This is a genomic window from Desulfuromonas sp. TF (assembly GCF_000472285.1).
Classification (GTDB): domain Bacteria; phylum Desulfobacterota; class Desulfuromonadia; order Desulfuromonadales; family ATBO01; genus ATBO01.
Genome location: NZ_KI421424.1, coordinates 108976 through 124431 on the forward strand (window position 1 = coordinate 108976; position 15456 = coordinate 124431).

Genomic DNA, 15456 nt, shown 5'->3' on the forward strand with positions numbered 1-15456 from the left:
GCCTATCTCCGGTGTAGGGGCAATTCATGAATTGCCCCTACCGTATCCTTAATTAGCGCGTTCCACGCGGTAATTCGGCGCTTCGTGAGTAATGTTCACGTCATGGACGTGGGATTCGCGCAGGCCGGCGTTGGTGATGCGCATGAACCGCCCTTTTTCCTGCAGCTCCTTGAGAGTGCGGCAGCCGGTGTATCCCATTCCGGCGCGCAGCCCGCCCATGAGCTGGTGGATGTTCTCGGACAGGCTGCCGCGATAGGGGACGCGCCCTTCGATCCCTTCGGGGACGAGCTTGACCTCGTTTTCCACATCCCCCTGGAAGTAGCGATCTTTGCTCCCCTGCTTCATCGCCCCGAGGCTTCCCATGCCGCGATAGGACTTGTAGGTGCGCCCCTGATACAGGATCGTTTCGCCGGGGGATTCGTCGGTGCCGGCGAAGAGAGAACCGATCATGATCACGTCGGCGCCGGCGGCGATCGCCTTGGGTAGCTCGCCGGAATACTTGATGCCGCCGTCGGCAATGAGGGGGATGCCTGCCTTGCGGGTGACGCTGGCGACGTCGACGATGGCGGTGATCTGCGGAACGCCCACCCCGGCCACGACCCGGGTGGTGCAGATGGAACCGGGACCGATACCGACCTTGACTGCGTCGGCGCCGGCCTTGATCAGGGCCTCGGCGGCCGCGGCGGTGGCGATATTGCCGGCCACCAACTGCAGATCGGGATAGAGGCGTTTGGTGTCGATGACCGCATCGATGACACCCTGGGAATGCCCGTGAGCGGTGTCGATGACGACCACGTCGACCCCGGCCCGGATCAGGGCCTCCAGCCGCTCCTCGCGGTCGCCGCCGGGACCGATGGCGGCTCCGGCTCGCAGACGGCCCATCTCGTCCTTGCAGGCGTTGGGGTACTTGCGCACCTTCTCGATGTCCTTGATGGTGATCAGGCCTTTGAGTCTGTAACTGTCGTCGACCACCAGCAGTTTTTCAATCCGGTGAGCGTGCAGGTGGCGCTTTGCCTCCTCCAGGGTGGTTCCCGGCGGCACCGTGACCAGTTTTTCCTTGGTCATGACCGCGGAGATCGGCTGATCGAGGCGGGTTTCGAATCGCAGGTCGCGGTTGGTCAGGATGCCGACCAGTTTGCCCTCGCTGGTAATGGGAACCCCGGAGATGCGGTACTTCTTCATCAGCTCCAGAGCCTCATAAATTTTCTGATCGGGACGCATGGTGATCGGGTCGACGATCATCCCGCTTTCCGACTTCTTGACCTGATCCACCTCCAGCGCCTGCTCGGTGGGGGTCATATTCTTGTGGAGTATGCCCATTCCACCCTCGCGTGCCATGCAGATGGCGCTGCGAGCTTCGGTCACGGTATCCATGGCGGCAGACAGCAGGGGAATTTTGAGTTGAATCTTCCGGGTAAGATGGCTGGTCAGGTCGGCTTCCTTGGGGAGGACCGTTGAATGGGCGGGAACGAGCAAGACATCGTCGAATGTCAGGCCTTCTCGGATCTCGAGATCCTGCATTTCCATCTCCTTGTTCGGGTTCTTCGGGGCAAAATATTAATCGATGAGTCTATAGAAGAAGACGGTTGTGCGTCAAGGTTAAAAGGATCAGTTGGGTATGAAACTCCCGCTGTCGTTGATCCTGTACATGAGGGCTGTCAGCAGGCGCACGGTATTCTCGATATCGGCCAGGGAGAGGACCTCGGAGGGGGAATGCATATAGCGCAGCGGAACACCGACCAGGGCCGTGGCAACGCCGCCGCGGCAAAGCTGCATGACGTTGGCGTCCGTGCCGGTGGCCCGGGGAGAGCCGGAGATCTGATAGGGAATCCCCTCGCTCCGGGCGGTTTCGACGAGCAGGGCGAAGAGGGCAGGATTGATGTTCGCCCCCCGGGTGATGATCGGACCGCCCCCCACCTTTGTCTCACCGACCTCCTTCTTGTCCACGTCTGGAAAGTCGGTCGCAAAGCCGACCTCCACGGCAATGCCGATGTCGGGATTCACACCATAGGCGCTGGTGGTGCCGCCGCGCAGACCGAGTTCCTCCTGCACGGTGGAGACGCTGTAGAGATCGACGGGGGCCGCGCCGCGCCGCCGCACTTCCTGGAGCACGCGGGCGACGATGAACGCCCCCATTTTATCGTCGAAGGCCCTGGAAGTCACCCGGTCCCTCTGAAGGCGCTCCATGCCGACGGCGAAGGTCACCGGGTCGCCGACGGCCACCAGAGCCTCGGCTTCGGCCCGGTCGCCGCAGCCGATATCGATGAACTGACTTTTGAACTTGACGACGGTTTCCCGGTCCTTAGCTTCCATGAGATGGATGGGCTTCTTCCCGACGACCCCCGCCAGCGGACCGGATGCGGCATGAACCTGAACCCTCTGTCCCGGCACCAGGTGGGCGTCGACTCCGCCGATGGGAGCAAAGTAGAGGAAGCCGCCGTCGTCTATGTACTTGACCATGAAGCCGATCTCGTCGCAGTGCCCGGCCAGCATCACCCGCGGAGCCCCTTCCCCTTTCCCCTTGAGCCGGGCGATGACGTTCCCCATCACGTCCGTGCGCACCTCGTCTGCCACCCCTTCCAACTCGCGGCGCAGTACCCGTTGGGCCGGCTGCTCGAACCCCGATGGGCTGGGGGTTTCCACGAGTTCTTTCAGAAAGTTGAAGTCTTTATCGTTCATGGGAAAACCTCTGTCATTTGTCACTGGTCATTGGTCACTTGCGGTTGCTGTCCGTAGTCAGTCGTCAATGGTTCTCGCCTTTACAAAGGACAAAGGACTAATGACAAATGACGCTTTTCACTTCAACGCCTTCTTCACCAGCTCTTCCGAATTCCGCCGGCACTGCTCGAACTGCTCTTCCGTCAGCCCCGCCCCCAGGGCGATCCTGCGGGCCATTTCTGGGGAGACGAGGTCTCCCGGGCCGTGAGCATCGTTGTTGACCACCATGCGGGCGCCGGCGGCCAGGGCCGTGCGGGCCACGTGGCCGTTGGAGAGAGAGTGTCCCTTGCGGGTGGTGATCTCCAGGCAGATTCCCCGTTCCGCGGCGAGCGCCGCCTCCTCGGCGGTAATCAGTCCGGGATGGGAGAGGATGTCGATGTCCGCCGCGAGGGCGGCCCGATTGGTTCCGGGCGCCACCGGCTCGGTGAGCGTTTCGCCGTGGCAGACGACGATTCTCGCCCCCAGGGCGCGGACCTCGCCGGCAGCGGCGGCGATCATCGCCGGAGGAATGTGGGTCAGCTCGATCCCCGGCAGGATGGTGATCCCCCAGGCATCTCCGAGTTCAGCCGCCACCCGGACGAGCCGAGGAATGATCAGATCGAAATTGGAAAAATCGCCGTGATCCGTGATGGCGATAGCCCTGTATCCGGCCACCGCGGCGCGCCGGGCAAGCTCTACCGGGATCAATTCCCCGTCGCTGAACACGGTATGGGTATGCAGGTCGATCATTCTTTTCCTCCGGAAAAGAGGTTTCAGGTATCAGGTCTCAGGTTTCAGGCTCAGCTTTTCATGATTCCTGATTCCTGGAGCCTGATTCCTCAATTTCGCCGAGCTGGCTGTTCTTCCGTGACGCGACGATCCTCACGTTGATGACCTTTCCGACCAGCGACCAGTCGCCGGCGAAATTGACGATGCGGTTCCAGGTGGTACGGCCGAAAAGCTGGCCGTCCCCCTGTCGGCTCTCCCCTTCAACCAGCACCGGCAGGATTTTTCCGCAGTCCCCTTCCCAGATTTCACGGCTGTTCTTCTCCTGCAGGGCCAGCAGACGGTCAAACCGCTCCTGCTTCTCCTTCGCCCCGAGATCGTCGGAAAGTGCGGCCGCGGCGGTGCCGGGGCGGGGGGAATAAAGGAAAGAGAAGATGTCGGCATAACGCACCTCGGCGGCGAGGCTCAGAGTTTCCTCGAAATCCTCCCCGGTCTCTCCCGGGAAACCGACGATAATGTCGGAGGTAAGGCGGATGTCGGGGCATACCGTCTTGAGGCGGCGCACCTTGTCCAGGTATCCTTCCCGGTCGTAACCGCGGTTCATCAGCTGCAGGATGCGGCTCGAACCGCTCTGCACCGGCAGATGGATATGTGTGCACAGCTTGTCCAGGATGCCGAAGCAGTCGATCAGCTCGTCGGAGAGATCCTTGGGGTGGGAGGTTGTGAAGCGGATCCGCTCGATTCCTTCGATTTCGTGAACCCGGGCCAGCAGTTCGGCAAAAGAAAGCTCCCCCGCTTCCTTGCCTCCGTAGGAATTGACGTTCTGCCCGATGAGGGTGACTTCGCGGACGCCACTGTCGGCCAGATGCCGGATTTCGTCGAGGATCTCGGCGCTGGGACGGCTCACCTCCCGTCCGCGCACGTGAGGGACGACGCAGTACGAACAGAAGTTGTCGCATCCTTGCATAACGGTGACGAAACGGGTGACCGAATCCCCTTCGGTCCGGACGGGGAAGAGCTGCAGCCGGGTTTCCCTGTCGAGAAACTCGGTCTCGTGGCAGCGCACCCGGTTTTCCTCCACACTGCGCACCATTTCAGGGAGCTTGTGCACGTTGTGGGTCCCGAACACCAGGTCGAGATAAGGAAGCTTCCGGAGAAGGCGCTCCCCTTCCTGCTGGGCGACGCACCCCCCGACGCCGAGGATGAGGGCCGGGTTCTCGTCCTTGAGGGGCTTGAAGCTCCCCAGGTGCCCGTACACCTTGCGCTCGGCCTTGTCGCGGACCGAACAGGTATTGAGCAGGATCAGATCGGCCTCGGCGGCGTCGGCGACCTCCCCGTACCCGATCTGTCGGAGCAGATCGACGATCCGTTCCGAGTCGACCACGTTCATCTGGCAACCGAAGGTCTCCAGGTAGAATTTCTTATTCATAAACACGCGATTAGATCCTTTTCGACAGAATTCGCCGAAATGGTAGTCAATGGTTCAGGCAAAGTCAAACTTAAAAGCCGTGATGCGTGACGAGTGATGCGTGACGGGTTTAAAAGCCGGTGATATAGAAAGAGAACCGCTATTGTCACTGATCACTGTTCACTGATCACGCTTTACGGTCACGGTCTCCTCCAGCAGATCGGTCGCCCTGCGGGGATACTCCAGACAGTGCAGAACGAGGGGTTTGGATGAACGATCCCCATGGATGCGGATGGTCCCCAGGTTCTCAGCCTGATATTTTAGTTGGAAATAGGTCACCTGTGCCAGTGGCAGAGCATTCACTCGCTGCCGGCGAATCCCGCTGAGAGCCAGGACGCGCCGGTCGGTGATGGCGTAGAAAACCCTTTCCCACTCCAGCCTGGATCGCAGCAGATGACCGAGGGAGAGATACAGGGCCGCCAGCAGAACGGGCAAAGGTATCCAGGCGATGAAGGAAAGTCCGTAGGCCATGGCGAGCTCGAGTGCGACGATCTGCCAATAGACGGCGATGATCAGAAGGAAGAGGCCGAACAGGGAATGCCGCCAGTTGCGGAAGGTGAAACACCGCGGCGCAGGCCGTCCCTCCCAGCGCACCGTTTCCCCCTCCCCCAGAAAGGAAGACCAGTCCATTTACCGGCTCTCCAGAGTCCGCATCCGTTCGGCCGCCGTCCGACCCAGCTTCCCCTTGGGGTCGGCCTCGGCCACGGCTCGAAACAGCTCCAGGGCCTTCTGCTTCCTCCCCAATTTCTCGTTCCCTTCGGCCAGGAGAAAGCCGCCCTGCAAGGTGGGCAGCAACTCCATGCTCCTTTCCAGCGACTGTACGGCGGCGGCACCATCTTCCTGCTGCAGGTGGACATACCCCAGTCCGAGATGAGACTGATAATAATCTCCGTCGAGTTGCACGGACTTGATCAGATAGCGGCGGGCCGGGTTCAGATCTCCAGCCTTGATGGAAGCCAGTCCCAGGCCGGTATAGATCAGCGCCTCGTTCGGCGCTATCTCCAGGGCTCGGAGGTAGGTTTCGATCGCTCCAACCAGATCGTCCCCCGCCTCAAGTCGGCGGGCCTGCTCATACAGCTCATAGGCGGGCTGCACCTTCCGCAACCCGGCGGTGGCATCGAGGAACGGCTTGGGGCGCAGTTCATGCCGGGGATCTCTCAGGGCCTGCGGAAAATTGACGCGAATATAATCTTCATTGGCCAGCATCCGGTCCCGGGAGAAGGGATGGGTGCGGAAGAGCCCGGCGAGCCAGCCAGGCTCCGCCCCCCCCTCTATCTTACTGTAGAAGAATTCCTGAAGTTGGACCGCCCCCGTCGGGTTGTAGCCGGAACGCACCATGTAGTCGATCCCCAGCATGTCGGACTCCCGCTCCTGATCGCGGCTGTAGGAGTTCTCCAGAAGGCTGGCGGTCAGTTGTCCCGCCTGCTCGGCAAGAGGACCGTACCCCGTCTCCGCGGTTACCCCCGACAGGACCGCCAGGGCCGCATTGAAAAGCGTCCCACGCTGCATCCCCTGCACGGAATGCCTGGCGGCCACATGACCGACTTCATGTCCCAGGACAGCGGCGAGCTGCGCTTCGTTCTCCAGATGGACCAGCAGGCCGCGGCTGATGGCGATGAACCCACCGGGAAGAGCGAAGGCATTCGGGGTGGAATCGTTGACCACCCGAAAGGTATAGGGGAGGTCGGGCCGCTGGCTGAGTCGGCCGAGACGCCGGCCGACGTCGTTCACATACCCATTGAGGCGGGGATCGGGATATTCGCCCCCCATCTGCTGCAGGGCACGAGGGAAGGTCTTTTCGCCTATGGCGACTTCCTCGGCGACCGGCACCTGAAAAAGAGCCAGCTCCTTCTTTCCGGTTGCCGGATTGACCGAACAACCGCCACACAGCAGGAACAGAACGAGCAGGAAATAAAGGCAGTGAAAACCGCGAACAGAACTGCGAACAGGCATATGGATATCTCCGATCAGGGTGAGTCTGCCCGATCTTAAAACGTTCTCCACAACTTGGCAAGACCGACATCATTGATGCCGTCAATCAATATGTTCTTCCTCTCGCCCCAAGGAGGGGGCGCTAGACGCCTTTCCTGGCATTGTGTGAGGAGACGTTCCGGGTCTTAATTTTTTTGTGGCCATTTAAAGTTCCATCCTATAAGATGGGTGGGTTTAGCAAAGAACAACATTTATATTTTAGGAGCAGTTAATTCCATGCCTCAGAATATCCGCAACATCGCCATCATCGCCCACGTCGACCACGGCAAGACCACTCTCGTCGATGCCATGCTCAAGCAGTCCGGGGTCTTCCGGGAAAACCAGGTCATCACCGAACGGGTGATGGACAGCAACGACCTGGAGAAGGAGCGGGGGATCACCATCCTCTCCAAGAATCTCTCCATCCATCACGGCGGCATCAAGATCAACATCGTCGACACCCCCGGGCACGCCGACTTCGGAGGCGAGGTCGAGCGGGTGCTCAAGATGGTCGATTCGGTCCTCCTGCTGGTCGACGCCTTTGACGGCCCCATGCCCCAGACCCGCTTCGTGCTCAAGAAATCCCTCGACCTTGGGATCAAGCCGATTGTCGTCATCAACAAGATCGACCGCCCCGGGGCCCGTCCCGAAGCGGTCGTCGACATGGTATTCGATCTCTTCTGCGAACTCAATGCCGACGAGATGCAGCTCGACTTCCCGATCATCTTCGCCAGCGCCAAATCGGGCTACGCCAAACGCGAACTGGAAGATCCCTCCGACAACCTGGAGCCGCTGTTCGAAATGATCGCCGCCCGCGTCGCTCCGCCCGAAGCGAATCCTGACGCCTCATTCCAGATGCTGGTCAGCAGCATCGCCTACAACGACTACATCGGCCGCATCGCCACCGGCAAAATCTTCAGCGGCAAGGTCCGGGCAGGGGAAACCATCGCCCATATCGACAAGGACGGCAAGGTGACCAAGGGCCGGATCAGCAAGCTTCTCGGCTACGAAGGGCTCAGCCAGGTGGAGCTCTCCGAGGCGCTCGCCGGCGATATCGTCACCATCGCCGGTTTCGATCAGGTCGGCATCGGCGAAACCTTCGCGGCCTCGGACAATCCGGTGCCCCTCCCCTACATGGCCATCGACGAGCCGACCCTGTCGATGAATTTCATGGTCAGCGATTCCCCCTTCGCCGGCAAGGAGGGGAAATACGTCACGTCCCGCAACATCCGCGACCGGCTGATGAGGGAGCTGCGAACCAACGTCTCCCTGCGCGTCGAGGACACCGGAAATACAGATACCTTTAAGGTTTCCGGGCGCGGCGAACTGCATCTGTCGATCCTGATCGAAAACATGCGCCGCGAGGGTTTCGAGCTCTCGGTTTCCAAGCCTGAAGTCATCTTCCGTGAGATCGATGGGGTCAAGTGCGAGCCGATGGAATATCTGGTGATCGATGTTCCGGAAGAACACCAGGGAACGGTCATCGAGAAGCTCGGGACCCGCAAGGCTGAAATGGTCTCCATGCAGCCGATGGATGGCACCAACCGTCTCGAATTCATCATCCCCGCCCGCGGCCTGATCGGTTTCCGGACCGAGTTTCTCACCGACACCCGGGGCACCGGAGTGATGAACCATACCTTCCACGAGTACGCGCCTTACAAGGGCCCCATCTCCGGACGTAAGAACGGTGTGCTCATCTCCATCGATACCGGCGAGACGGTGTCATACTCCCTCTTCAATCTCCAGGACCGAGGCATCCTCTTTGTCGGTCCAGGCACCAGCGTCTATGAGGGGATGATCATCGGACAGCACTCCAAGGACAACGACCTGGTGGTGAACGCCTGCAGAGGCAAGAAACTGACCAACGTTCGCGCATCAGGCACCGACGATTCCACAAAAACCTCTCCCCCGCGCATTCTCTCCCTGGAACAGGCCCTCGAGTTCATCGCCGACGATGAACTCGTCGAAGTCACACCCAAATCGATCCGGCTGCGCAAACGGTACCTCGATGCAAATGATCGAAAAAAGCACGAAAAGAAAAAAGCCTGAGATCCAATACATTCTGCTGAAATGAAAAGAGGCTCCCTCAAGGAGCCTCTTTTCTATTTCTGCCCTTTATCTACCGGACTGGTCTGACCAAATACAATTAAAAATCGTACATATGTTTTAAACACAAAAAATATAATGCTTACGGGAACTTGGAATAGGATTGCCGAATCGACATCCCCGCCCTTAAAAAAATATCAAATATCGTTATGGACAGCAAACCATTAACATTCTAAGTATTTATTTTATCGACTTTTTTTACTTGCAATCCGCCTCGGACAGACCTATTCTCTAAACAATTGTGGTAATTATAACCAGATAGCAAAGAGGAGAGCGGCGATGATGGAATGTCCGATATGCAAGAACAAAACCCATGTGGAAATTGACACTCATTCAGACGGGTTTACGGAGAACCTGCAGGAGTGCGGCGACTGCGGCGCTCTATGGGCCGTGAAGGGAGAGCGCGAAATCATCATTCACGGAGCGACGGCGCCGGTTGCGGCCAACGAGTAGGTTCTCAGGAGCGTGGGTGCGGCACACTACCCTCCGCAAGATTCACAAGTGATCACTTCTTACAATACGGCCCCATGCGGCGGGTCGGCAATCGCTTTGCTGCCGGCCCGCGCCGGGGCAATCCTCCGCGTGAATCCCAAGCTTCGACTTATTTTAATCCTTCCTGCGCCTTCATCGATCTTAAAAGGACCGGAGAGACCGATCCTTCCGAGGATAATCAGTTTTTAACTCCCATCGTGAACCAAATCTCTTGAAAATTACGAGGAATCCGACTAGTATTGCGTCGTCGCCGGCCTAAAAATTCCCGGGGCCGATATTCATGGCGTCGCCACACCTTGGTTTTTTTGCGAAGCATCAATATTCATGGTTTGTCTTACAGGAGGTTTCGTGGAAAAGGAGCTGACTTCTAAGGAAAAGGGCATCCTGCTCTCCATCGCCCGCAAATCGATCGAAACCCATATTCAAAGTGGTCAGGTCTACATAGAACCGAGGGAAGAAATGTCCCTCAACACCCGCAACGGTTGTTTTGTCACCATTAAACAGAGCGGCCAGCTCAGGGGCTGCATCGGCAACTTTCAGTCCGAGCTTCCAATATTCAGAGAGGTTGCTGAGATGGCCGTCGCATCGGCCAGCAAGGATCCTCGCTTCTATCCGATGAAAGAAGAGGATCTCCAGGATTTCACGCTGGAGATCTCCGTTCTTACACCGTTGCACAAGATTGAGGATATCACCGAAATCGAGGTGGGCAAACACGGCATCTATCTCGAAAAAGGTTATTATCGGGGCGTCCTCCTCCCCCAGGTCGCCATCGAACATTCCTGGGACCGGGAAACCTTTCTGAATCAGACCTGCGTCAAGGCCGGTCTGCCGACCGACGCCTGGCGTGCCGATGATGCCGAAATCTATATTTTCAGTGCCCAGGTTTTCGGAGAAGAAAGCTGAGCATCGCCTCTCCAAAATCCAATCCATGACGATGACGCCCTCTTCACGAGGGCTTTTTTGTATTTAAGAAAATATCTTCCAAGCCATTTTATATCTTTTATCCCCTTCGAAACTCCGATAGGCTCAGGTGATGAAAGGGAGTTATTCCCAAATGCAGTTTTCCCGGTTTCAACTTGACTAAAATAAAACATCGTTGTAATTTATTCCAGCTCCTTTACTTTTTTCTACGGCATGTCAGGAATCCTCTCTCAAAGGCGACCGGTTCACCGGAAATTCAGCACGAAAGAATTATTTAATATTCATTCATCATTTCAATTCGTTATCGCGGAAACCGGAGACTAATTCCCAGTTCAGTCCTCCCGCGGCCTGAAACCCTGCACTAGTATAAATTGTGTTTCAAAAATAAAAATAATCTCCCGCTCCAGAGCGAATCAACCATGATCTATAAAGATATCCCATTAAAATTATCCCGGAAGATGATGGCGGTTGCCGCGGGAAGTGGTGACAATTTCATCCGTACTCTGGACGAGATCTTTTCGAACGACCTGGATATGGACTTTCTCGTCATCGGTCGACTCGATAACGATGGCGGACACATCCGCTCGACCTCCCTGTTCATCGATCACCAGCCCCGTGAAAACCTGACCTATTCTGTCGAAGGCACCCCCTGTGAGCGGATGATCAAAGTGGGAAAACCCTCCATTGTTCCTTCTTCTCTGAAAAAGCATTTCCCTTCGCATGGAGTATTTTACCAGGACGCGGAATGCTATTTCGGCATGCCGCTTTTCAACTCTACGGGGCAGCTTGAAGGGTTGATGGCGGTACTGGGCCGCAGAAAGGCCAAAAATCCCGAAGTGATTCAGGCAGTGCTCAAATTTTTCGCAGCCCGGGTCGCCGCCGAAATGGACCGGCGGATACTGAAGGAAAAACTTCTCGCACAGCGCCGACGTTCCCAGGCGATCCTGGATGCGGTCCCTTTTCCGATATTCTTCAAGAATGAAAAAGGCGTCTACACCGGCTGCAACACGAATTTTGAAAGGTTTATCGGGCTTGACCGGAATAAAATCATCGGTCAGACCGTCTACGGAGTTTCCCCCGAAGAATTCGCCGCCGTTTACCATGAAGCGGATCAGGCACTCTTCCGCCAGGGAGGGAGCCAGAGTTACGAAACCGCGGTGCGGTATGCCGATGGCACAAATCGCGAGGTCCTTTTCCAAAAAGCCGTCTTCAAGAATCCCGATGGAGTCACAGGTGGCATCGTCGGCACCATGATCGATATAACCGCGCGAAAAGAGGCGGAAAAAGTCGCCCGATATCTGTCTCATTTCGATCCATTGACCAACCTGCCCAACCAGGTCCTTTTCACCGACCGCATCAACATGAAAATTGCCGCTTCGCACCGGGTGAACAAGAGTTTCGCCCTGTTCTGCCTGGACCTGGATCATTTCAAAAAGATCAACAATGCCTTCGGCCACCCCAGAGGGGATCAGATTCTTCAGATGTTTGCCAAACGGCTGACCGCCTTTCTGCACGAAAACGATACCATCTCACGCATGGGCGGCGACAGTTTCAATCTATTGATACCCGACATCGACCAGGAGAGCACGGCGGCGCAACTGGCGAAGCGACTCCTTGAAGTGGTCAGCCTCCCGTTTACCGTCGATGAGCAGGAAGTCGTGATCAATGCCAGCCTGGGGATCTCCATTTACCCTCATGACGGCGCCGATGCCCGCACTCTGTTGAAAAACGCCGACACCGCCCTGCAGCAGGCAAAAGAGAAAGGCCGAAACACCCTTCAATTCTTCGCTTCCGAGATGAATACCCGGGCGGAGGAGCGGATGCTTACGGAAGGACAGCTTCGCAAGGCGCTGGCGAAGAATGAATTCGTCCTCCACTACCAGCCCCAGGTAGACGCTGCCACCCTGAAAGTGATCGGAATCGAGGCGCTGGTGCGCTGGCAGCACCCGACGCGAGGCTTGCTCTTCCCCGCCAACTTCATCTCCCTGGCCGAAGAGACCGGTTTGATCATCCCCCTCGGCGAGTGGGTTTTGCGGACGGCCTGCCTTCAGGGCAGAAAGTTGCAGGATGAAGGAGCCCCGGCCTGGCGAATCGGAGTCAATCTCTCTCCCCGCCAGTTTCAGAAGCCCGAGCTCTATGATTCGATCCGTCATATTCTCTCGGAAACCGGTCTCAAGCCGAAGCATCTCAGCCTGGAAATCACTGAAAGCGTCATCATGAAAGATGTCGACCATGCGATACAGACCCTGGCCCGGTTGAAAAAGATCGGAGTGCATATCTCCGTCGACGATTTCGGAACCGGATATTCATCCTTGAGCTACCTTAAGCACCTTCCCATCGACATGCTCAAAATCGATCGATCATTCGTCATGGAAATACCCGACAGCCCGGACGACATGGCTATCGTTACCGCCGTCATTTCCATGGCCCACAACCTCAATATCAAGGTTCTGGCCGAGGGGGTACAGCGTGATGACCAGAAAACCTTCCTGCAGGCCAGCCGCTGCGATGAATTGCAGGGGTACTTTTTCAGCCCTCCGATGGACGCTGAAGCGCTCCGCCAGATGAACGAAGGCGCCGGCTGCGACGAGGCTGCACCGATCGAAATCACTCAATGTGCTTTCGCCCGATGAATCTCCTTTACCTGCACAACTGCTGATTTCAGCTCAACCAGGAGCATGTACCTGATTTTTCAAATCGAATCGAGAGACAATCCATGAAAAAGGAATCATCAATGGCAGCAAAACGCGTCGTCGTGATCGACGACAGCAAGCTGGTTCTGGCCGTGGCCGCCGATGCCCTGCAAAGTGCAGGCTATGAGGTCATTACTGCCGACTCGGGGATTGAAGCCAACCGCCACATCTATTCATCCCGCCGCCCCGATCTGATCCTGATCGATGTCATGATGCCTATGCTCAACGGCGACCGGAAGGTGCGACTGCTCAAGGAACGCGAATCAAGCCGCAACATTCCCATACTCCTGATGTCGACCAAACCCCGGGAAGAACTGGAAATTCTCGCCCGGAATTCCGGAGCGGACGGATACGTTCTGAAACCCTTCGACGGCAGGTCCCTGATACGGCATGTGGAAAGTATTCTCGCGGCTTGATCCGAATCGATTGAACCATCTGCGGGGACCGGCATGAAAAAACAGCAGACCTACCAGATCCAGGACGTTCTTAAGGAAATGCGGGAGGAGTACTGGAGGGGAATCGAGGAGGCCGAAGAGGCCACGGCTTCTGAAACCCGCGATTTCGTGGTGATCCGCCTGGCCGGTGAACGCTACGGTCTTTCCGCCTCGGCAGCCCGCGAAGTCCTGCGGATGCCCCGCCTCATCCGCGTGCCGAGGGTAGTCGACCATATCCGGGGGGTCATCAACCTGCGCGGAGAGATCGTGGCGGTCACCGATCTGCGTCGAATGCTGGGGTTGCCCGGAGAGGATCTCCCTGCCGGCGGGAGGCTGGTGGTGGTGGAGACTGCCGGGCTGGTCACCGCCCTTCTGGCGGAACGGGTGGAAGGAATCCAAAGCATCGCCGTCGATTCGATCGAACCGTGTACGGAGGGGTTTGCCGGGTTTCCCCGGGAGGCGGTTGCGGGACGGACGGTGGGGGAGGAAGGTCTGTTGATTCTCCTCAACCTGGAGCATATCCTGTCCCGCTCGGAGTTCGTGATCGATCAGAAAAGAGAGGGCACGCATAACGCGTGAAACGTGACGAGCGGAAGCCGCTGGTTGTCACTCGTTATCCGTTACCTGTCAAGATTTATTAAAGGGAGTTGCCATGTTCGACTGGATCAAGAATCGGATATCGATGAAAATCGCTCTCGCTCTCATCATCGTCCTGGCGGTGATCATGGGAGCATTCAACATCCTGCTCGTCAAACAGCGTGCGGAGGTCCTGCGGGGACAGCTTCTAACCAAGGCCCGGGCGATGGCGCTGGTGGGGGCGAGGACCATGGAGCAGGTCCTGGAGGACGCCATAAGCAGCGGGCAGTTCTTTAAGGAGCAGATTTTCGACACCGACTACCGGAAGATCACCGAAGGCCCGCTGGCCGGCGCGGCGATTCCTAAGTATCACACCATCTACGACACCTACCTGGATTTAAACCTACAGAAGATCGAGGATACCTTTGTCGAGGAGGACAGCATGGTGGCTTTCGCCGTGCTGGTGGATCGCAACGGTTATCTGCCCACCCACAATTCCATCTATTCCCAGCCCCTCACGGGGGATCCCGAGATCGACAAATTGCAGAACCGCACCAAGCGCATCTTCAATGATCCGGTGGGGCTGGCTGCGGCTCGCTACGACGGCGACGACGGGAACAAGATCCTGCGCCAGGAATACAAAAGGGATACCGGCGAGACGATGTGGGACATCTCCGCTCCGGTTTTCGTGCGCGGGGAACACTGGGGAGCTTTCCGCATCGGCCTCTCCATGAATGAGATTGAAGAGGCGATCGGCGAACTGCGCAGGACGGTCGGTCTATTCATGCTGGCGGTTCTGCTGCTCGCCTCGATCACCATCTATTTCGTGGTCGCCCGTATAATCCGCCCCCTCCTCAACGTGACCAGGGTGGCGGAGAGGGTCGCGGGGGGCCACCTCGATGAAACCATCGAAATCGAATCCAATGACGAAATAGGGCGCCTGGCCAGCGCCTTCAACAAGATGACCCAGGTCATCGTCAAGAACCTCAAGGGGGAGATTGATCGAAGTCAGCGCATGGTCGCCAGCGTCAAGGAGGCGATTCATCAGCTTTCCTCCAGCGCCAACGAGATCATGGCCATCTCCGCCCAGCAATCCTCCGGCGCCACCCAGCAGGCCTCGGCGGTGCAGCAGGCGACCACCACCAGCGAGGAGATCGCCGTGACGGCCAAACAGGTGGCGGAAAACGCCATGCGGGTGGAAGCCCAGGCCGCCCAGGCCAGCACCGCCTGCAACAACGGAGTCCAGGTGGTGGACAACGCCATCGCCGGAATGGGGAAGCTCAAGAACCAGGTCCAGAGCGTCGCCGAGGCGATGCTGGAACTGGGGGAGAACTCCCAGAAGATCGGCGGCATCGTCGACATCATCGACGAG

13 protein-coding genes are annotated in these 15456 nt (G+C 57.7%); 7 read left to right on the plus strand and 6 right to left on the minus strand.

Translation table 11 applies throughout. The features are described 5' to 3' along the window. Nucleotides 1–48: 48 nt before the first annotated feature. The 6 genes from guaB to DTF_RS24120 all read right to left on the minus strand — a co-directional run bounded on the left by guaB (nt 49) and on the right by DTF_RS24120 (nt 6844). On the minus strand, nt 49–1521 hold the full coding sequence (guaB, locus tag DTF_RS0116780; RefSeq protein WP_027716264.1) for an IMP dehydrogenase: 1473 nt from the start codon (nt 1519–1521) through the stop codon (nt 49–51). Nucleotides 1522–1608: 87 nt separating this feature from the next. Then, complete coding sequence (locus DTF_RS0116785) at nt 1609–2679, minus strand: M42 family metallopeptidase (protein ID WP_027716265.1); 1071 nt, start codon at nt 2677–2679, stop codon at nt 1609–1611. A gap of 117 nt (nt 2680–2796) precedes the next feature. Continuing rightward, nucleotides 2797–3447, minus strand: coding sequence for a histidinol phosphate phosphatase domain-containing protein (locus tag DTF_RS0116790; RefSeq protein ID WP_027716266.1), 651 nt, complete (start codon nt 3445–3447; stop codon nt 2797–2799). A gap of 58 nt (nt 3448–3505) precedes the next feature. Continuing rightward, nucleotides 3506–4852, minus strand: a complete 1347-nt coding sequence (gene miaB, locus DTF_RS0116795; RefSeq protein ID WP_027716267.1) for a tRNA (N6-isopentenyl adenosine(37)-C2)-methylthiotransferase MiaB — start codon at nt 4850–4852, stop codon at nt 3506–3508. Between the two features lie 159 nt (nt 4853–5011). Then, nucleotides 5012–5521, minus strand: a complete 510-nt coding sequence (locus DTF_RS0116800; protein WP_027716268.1) for a PH domain-containing protein — start codon at nt 5519–5521, stop codon at nt 5012–5014. Further along, nucleotides 5522–6844, minus strand: coding sequence for a M48 family metalloprotease (locus DTF_RS24120; protein ID WP_051361411.1), 1323 nt, complete (start codon nt 6842–6844; stop codon nt 5522–5524). Between the two features lie 255 nt (nt 6845–7099). On the opposite strand from DTF_RS24120, the gene typA reads away from it, so the two are divergent. From typA to DTF_RS0116845, 7 genes are all read left to right on the plus strand, one after another. Continuing rightward, nucleotides 7100–8911 carry a translational GTPase TypA gene (gene typA, locus DTF_RS0116810; protein ID WP_027716269.1) on the plus strand — a complete coding sequence of 604 codons (1812 nt, stop codon included), beginning with the start codon at nt 7100–7102 and terminating at the stop codon, nt 8909–8911. 336 nt (nt 8912–9247) lie between these two features. Then, nucleotides 9248–9421: a hypothetical protein gene (locus DTF_RS26695; RefSeq protein WP_155890856.1), complete on the plus strand. Its 174-nt coding sequence runs from the start codon at nt 9248–9250 to the stop codon at nt 9419–9421. Nucleotides 9422–9808: 387 nt separating this feature from the next. Then, nucleotides 9809–10363, plus strand: coding sequence for an AmmeMemoRadiSam system protein A (gene amrA / locus DTF_RS0116825; RefSeq protein WP_027716271.1), 555 nt, complete (start codon nt 9809–9811; stop codon nt 10361–10363). Nucleotides 10364–10839: 476 nt separating this feature from the next. Continuing rightward, a complete protein-coding gene (locus tag DTF_RS24125; protein WP_162148664.1) occupies nt 10840–13014 on the plus strand; it encodes a bifunctional diguanylate cyclase/phosphodiesterase in 2175 nt (724 codons plus the stop codon). Between the two features lie 101 nt (nt 13015–13115). Then, nucleotides 13116–13490, plus strand: coding sequence for a response regulator (locus DTF_RS0116835; RefSeq protein WP_027716272.1), 375 nt, complete (start codon nt 13116–13118; stop codon nt 13488–13490). Between the two features lie 33 nt (nt 13491–13523). Beyond that, the gene (locus DTF_RS0116840; RefSeq protein WP_027716273.1) at nt 13524–14087 is read left to right on the plus strand and encodes a chemotaxis protein CheW; all 564 of its coding nucleotides are present in this window, start codon (nt 13524–13526) and stop codon (nt 14085–14087) included. A gap of 73 nt (nt 14088–14160) precedes the next feature. Continuing rightward, the coding region (locus DTF_RS0116845) for a methyl-accepting chemotaxis protein (protein WP_226989393.1) at nt 14161–15456 on the plus strand (1296 nt) is incomplete at its 3' end.

Excerpts from the sequence above, each read along its gene's own strand:
- DTF_RS0116835 (WP_027716272.1), top strand. The coding sequence starts at position 13,116 with ATGGCAGCAAAACGCGTCGTCGTGATCGACGACAGCAAGCTGGTTCTG.
- DTF_RS24120 (WP_051361411.1), bottom strand. The coding sequence starts at position 6,844 with ATGCCTGTTCGCAGTTCTGTTCGCGGTTTTCACTGCCTTTATTTCCTG.
- miaB (WP_027716267.1), bottom strand. The coding sequence starts at position 4,852 with ATGAATAAGAAATTCTACCTGGAGACCTTCGGTTGCCAGATGAACGTG.
- DTF_RS0116800 (WP_027716268.1), bottom strand. The coding sequence starts at position 5,521 with ATGGACTGGTCTTCCTTTCTGGGGGAGGGGGAAACGGTGCGCTGGGAG.
- DTF_RS0116790 (WP_027716266.1), bottom strand. The coding sequence starts at position 3,447 with ATGATCGACCTGCATACCCATACCGTGTTCAGCGACGGGGAATTGATC.
- typA (WP_027716269.1), top strand. The coding sequence starts at position 7,100 with ATGCCTCAGAATATCCGCAACATCGCCATCATCGCCCACGTCGACCAC.
- DTF_RS26695 (WP_155890856.1), top strand. The coding sequence starts at position 9,248 with ATGATGGAATGTCCGATATGCAAGAACAAAACCCATGTGGAAATTGAC.
- guaB (WP_027716264.1), bottom strand. The coding sequence starts at position 1,521 with ATGCAGGATCTCGAGATCCGAGAAGGCCTGACATTCGACGATGTCTTG.
- DTF_RS0116840 (WP_027716273.1), top strand. The coding sequence starts at position 13,524 with ATGAAAAAACAGCAGACCTACCAGATCCAGGACGTTCTTAAGGAAATG.
- DTF_RS0116785 (WP_027716265.1), bottom strand. The coding sequence starts at position 2,679 with ATGAACGATAAAGACTTCAACTTTCTGAAAGAACTCGTGGAAACCCCC.
- DTF_RS24125 (WP_162148664.1), top strand. The coding sequence starts at position 10,840 with ATGATGGCGGTTGCCGCGGGAAGTGGTGACAATTTCATCCGTACTCTG.